This window comes from Binatus sp. (SeqCode), from assembly GCF_036522015.1.
Classification (GTDB): Bacteria; Desulfobacterota; Binatia; order Binatales; family Binataceae; genus Binatus.
Genome location: NZ_DATDGQ010000195.1, coordinates 1 through 4792 on the forward strand (window position 1 = coordinate 1; position 4792 = coordinate 4792).

Annotated in this window: 5 protein-coding genes; all 5 read left to right on the top strand. The window is 63.5% G+C overall.

Features of this window, described 5'->3' with window-relative positions; genetic code table 11:
• The coding region (gene alr / locus VIW95_RS08235; RefSeq protein WP_331585263.1) for an alanine racemase at positions 1-1150 on the top strand (1150 nt) is incomplete at its 5' end.
• Positions 1151-1156: 6 nt separating this feature from the next.
• Positions 1157-2725 carry a bifunctional phosphoribosylaminoimidazolecarboxamide formyltransferase/IMP cyclohydrolase gene (purH, locus tag VIW95_RS08240; protein ID WP_331585265.1) on the top strand — a complete coding sequence of 523 codons (1569 nt, stop codon included), beginning with the start codon at positions 1157-1159 and terminating at the stop codon, positions 2723-2725.
• Positions 2726-2736: 11 nt separating this feature from the next.
• Positions 2737-4044, top strand: coding sequence for a phosphoribosylamine--glycine ligase (purD, locus tag VIW95_RS08245; protein ID WP_331585268.1), 1308 nt, complete (start codon positions 2737-2739; stop codon positions 4042-4044).
• Between the two features lie 5 nt (positions 4045-4049).
• Positions 4050-4643 carry an L-threonylcarbamoyladenylate synthase gene (locus VIW95_RS08250; protein ID WP_331585270.1) on the top strand — a complete coding sequence of 198 codons (594 nt, stop codon included), beginning with the start codon at positions 4050-4052 and terminating at the stop codon, positions 4641-4643.
• Positions 4640-4792 (top strand): DUF1015 family protein (locus VIW95_RS17585; RefSeq protein WP_414645275.1); only part of this gene is annotated, 153 nt, incomplete at its 3' end. The genes VIW95_RS08250 and VIW95_RS17585, both read left to right, overlap by 4 nt.

Below are 4792 nucleotides of genomic sequence, written 5' to 3' on the forward strand. Positions count from 1 at the left end.
AAGATGGGAAATTCAGCTTTCGATGAGCATTGAAACGCAACGCCCCACCATCGCCGAGATCGATCTCGGCGCGCTGCGCTCGAACTTTCGCGTGCTGCGGGCCGTGGCCGCGCACGGCGAGTTGATGGTGGTGGTCAAGGCCGACGCCTATGGGCATGGCGCGGTGACAGTGGCGCGCGCGCTGCTCGACGAAGGATGCCGTCATTTCGGAGTGGCCACGCTCGACGAGGCGCGCGAGTTGCGCGAGGCCGGCATTCGCACGCGCGTTTACCTGCAAGCGGGTTTCTTCGCCGAGCAGGTCGCGGAGATTGTGGCGCTCGATCTGACGCCGTTCGTTTTCGAAGTCTCGATGCTCGGACTCCTGGATCGCGCTGCCGCATCGGCCGCCCGAAACGATTTCCCGATCCACGTCAAAATCGACAGCGGCGCGACGCGGCTTGGCGTGATGCCCGCCGACATTCCCGATCTGATCCAGGCAGTTCGAAGCGCGTCGGCTGTGCGCCTCGAAGGCGTCTGCACATTGCTCGCCAATGCCGGCGATCCGAAGAGTCCGATCACCGACGCGCAGCTCGGCGTCTTCAACAAGGCAATCGAGACGCTGAAGGCGGCCGGGATGAGACCGTCTGTGATCCACGTCGCAAATTCGGCGGCGCTCGTGCTCCGGTATGATTCGCACTTCAACCTGGCGCGGCCGGGACTTGCGATTTACGGCCTGCCGCCGGTGGCCGCGGTGCGCGAGCGCGTCGAGCTGCGGCCGGTTATGACTTTCAAGACGCGGCTGATGCAGATCAAGCGCGCACCGGCGGGCAGCGGCGTCGGCTACGGACATACATTCGTCGCGCCGCGTGAAAGCCTGATCGGCGTGCTGCCGGTGGGCTACGCCGACGGCTACCGCAGGGGCCTGCAACACGGCGGCGAGGTGATTGTGCGGGGCGCACGGGCGCCGGTCGTCGGCGCGGTCTCGATGGATCTGACGACGATCGACGTCACCGACATCGCGGGCGCGTCGGTCGGCGATGAGGTAATCTTGTGGGGCGAATCCGGCAACGAGGTCATCAGCGTGAACGACGTCGCGCGCCTTGCGCAGACAATTTCGTACGAGATGCTGTGCACGGTCGGCAAACGAGTGCCGCGCGTGATTCGGAGCTAGAGGGCAATGAAGAACGACAGGGTCGTGATAAGGCGCGCGCTGATTGGCGTCTCGGATAAGGCGGGTGTCGCGGATTTCGCCAAAGCGCTGGAGCGCTACGGCGTCGAGATCGTGTCGACCGGGGGCACCGCGGCGGCTCTGGAAGCGGCCGGCGTCAAAGTGAGATCGGTCGAGAATTTCACCGGCTTGCCCGAGATGCTCGACGGACGCGTCAAGACGCTGCATCCGAAGATTCACGGCGGCATCCTGGCGAGGCGCGCCGACGAGAACCATCAGCGCCAGATGCAGCAGCATAGCATCGAGCCGATCGACCTGGTGGTAGTTAATTTCTATCCATTCGAGAATACCGTTTCTGCACCGCACGCGCGGCTTGCGGACGCAATCGAAAATATCGACATCGGCGGACCCACGCTGGTGCGCGCGGCGGCAAAAAACCACGACGACGTCGCGGTGGTGGTCGACGCCGCGGACTACGCAAAGATTGCGGCGGAACTCGACGCGAACAAAGGCGCGATCACCGCGGACACGCGATGGCGCCTCGCGCGCAAGGCGTTCGCGCGCGTAGCGGCATACGACGCCGCAATCTCAAACTATCTCGGCACGCATGCGGGAGACCGTCACGCACCAGCCTTCGGCGAGAGCTTCAGCCTTTCGTTCGAACGCGAGCAGTCGTTGCGTTACGGCGAAAATCCCCATCAGACCGGCGCGCTCTACGGCCGCTTTCTCGAAATCGCGCATCAGCTTCACGGCAAGGAACTGTCGTTCAACAACGTCGTCGATATCAGCTCGGCGATGAACCTGATGCTCGAGTTCGAGGACGAGCCGAATGCAGTCGTCGCGATCCTCAAGCACAACACGCCGTGCGGCGTCGGCGTCGCCGACACGCTCAAACTGGCGTGGGACAAGGCGTTCGCGACCGATCCCGACTCGCCCTTCGGCGGCATCATCATAACCAATCGGCCGTGGGACATGGAGTTCGCGCGCGCGGTCAATGAACTATTCACCGAAGTGCTGATAGGCCCGGAGTATCCTGACGACGTGATCGCGTTCCTGCGCAAAAACAAAAATCGGCGCGTGATGACGTTCAATTCCAAGGCAGTGGATCGCAACGAGTTCGACGTCAAGAAAGTACTCGGCGGACTGCTCGTGCAGACGCCGGATCTGACGATCGAAGATCCGCGGAAAGGAAAAGTCGTGACCCGGCGCGCGCCCACCGACGCAGAGATGCGGGCGATGACTTTTGGAATCAAGGTCTGCAAGCATATCAAGTCCAACGCGATCGCCTTCGTCACTGAGGATCGCACCCTGGCCGTCGGCGGCGGTGCTACTTCGCGGATCGATCCGGTGCACGCCGCGCGCGAAAAAGCGGCGCGGCTTAAAGTCGCGCTCCAGGGTTCCGTGCTCGTCTCCGAAGCGCTGTTTCCGTTCCCCGACGGCCCGACGCTCGCGGCCGAGGCCGGCGCGACCGCAATTGCGCAGCCGGGCGGCTCGTTGCGCGACGACAAAGTGATCGAGGCAGCCGACAAGTTCGGGCTCGCGATGGTCTTCACCGGAGTGCGCCACTTCCGGCATTAGCAGGTCGCGCGATGAAAGTACTGGTCATAGGGAAAGGCGGACGCGAGCACTCGCTGGTCTGGCGGCTCCATCAGAGCGAGACGGTGTGGAAAATCTTCTGCGCGACTGGAAATCCGGGAATCGATCAGATCGCGGAAGCCGTGCCGATTGCGCCGACTGATGTTGCAGCACTGCTGGAATTCGCAAAATCGAAGTCGGTCGATTTGACAGTAGTGGGTCCGGACGACGCACTCCCGACCGGAATTGTCGATCAATTCACGAGCTCCGGTCTGAAAATATTCGGGCCGACGGCGGCCGCGGCGCAGCTCGAAAGCAGCAAGTCGTTCGCAAAGACGATCATGCGCGAGGCGGGCGTACCGACCGCCGACTTCGAGGCATTCGACGACGCGGCCTCCGCACTGCGCTACGTGAAGTCGCGCAAAGGATCGATGGTCGTCAAGGCGGACGGGCTGGCGCTCGGAAAAGGCGTCGTCATCTGCCACAACACGGCGACGGCTCTGGAAGCCATCACGGACGCGATGCAACGTCGGCGCTTCGGCGCGGCCGGCAATCGCGTGATTGTCGAGGAATTTCTGACCGGCGAAGAAATTTCGTTCTTCGCGCTGTGCGACGGCGAGCACGCGGTCCCGCTCGGCACCTTCCAGGATCACAAGGCAATCTTCGACGGCGATCGCGGCCCCAACACCGGCGGGATGGGCGCGTATTCGCCGGTGCCGCAATTCGGCCCCGAGCAGGAAGCGCGCGTAATGCGCGAGGTGGTCGGCCCAACGTTGGCGGCAATGAACGCGCGCGGCATTCCCTTTCGCGGGCTGCTGTTCGTCGGCCTGATGATCGACGGCGACCGGATGAACGTGCTCGAGTTCAACGTCCGTTTCGGCGATCCGGAATGCGAAGCGCTGATGATGCGTCTGGACAGCGACCTCGCCGAGAACCTGCTCGCTGCTGCCGAGGGCAATGTCGCGAATGCGTCGATCAGGCTCTCGCCGCGCAGCGCCGTCGCGGTCGTGCTCGCGTCGGGCGGATACCCCGGCGAGTACAAAAAGGGAATCGCGATCCATGGGCTGGATCGGCTTGAAGGCAACGTCCCGTCGGACATCAAGATCAAATGGGCGATGAAGAAGATTCGCGTGAAGGTTTTTCACTCGGGCACCGCGATGCGCGACGGGCAATTGGTGACCGACGGCGGGCGCGTGTTGACGGTGACCGCGATGGCGCCGGAGCTCGCGACGGCAGTGGACGCGGCATACGAGGCGGGGCAAATGATCGAGTTCGAGGGACGTCACTTCCGCCGCGACATCGCGCGTCGAGCTCTCGGATAGTCGCGATGCATCCGCTGCTCGAGGATGGCATTGCGGCGTTGAGAGCCGGCGAGCTGGTCGTCTATCCGACCGAAACATTTTACGCGGTTGGCGCCGATGCGTTTTCGCCGCTCGCCATGCGGCGGCTATTTCAGGTAAAGCAACGCGAGCCGGGACAGCCGGTCGGACTGATCGCAGCGGACATTACGATGGCGTTTTCGGTGGCCCGCGAAATACCAATTGATGCGCGGCGGCTCGCGGACGCGTTCTGGCCCGGCCCGCTGACGCTGGTTCTGCCGGCGCGCGACGACCTCGCCGAAGAGCTGACCGGCGCCGACGGAGTTGGCGTGCGTGTATCGCCAAATCCCGTCGCGCGCGCGCTGAGCGCAGGAATCGGGCGGCCGATCACAGCGACCAGCGCGAACTTGAGCGGGAAACCGCCGGCCAGCCACCTCGAGGAAGCACGCGCGGGGCTTGGCGAAAAAGTTAAAGTTTACCTTGAAGGTGGAAGATTGACGGCTTCGGCGCCCAGCTCGGTCGTCTCGATCAACGCAAGCGGGTGGAAAATGATGAGAGTGGGCGCGATTTCAGAAGATCAGATCGCGGCGGCGCTGAAATGAGCGGGCTCAGCAAACGGATCGAACCGTTTCGCGCTCTGATGTACAACCGCCAGGTCGCTGGCGAACCCGCTCGCGTCGTCGCGCCGCCGTACGATCTGATCGGCGCCGCGCGCCAGAATCAACTCTACGAACGCAGCCCGTACAACGTC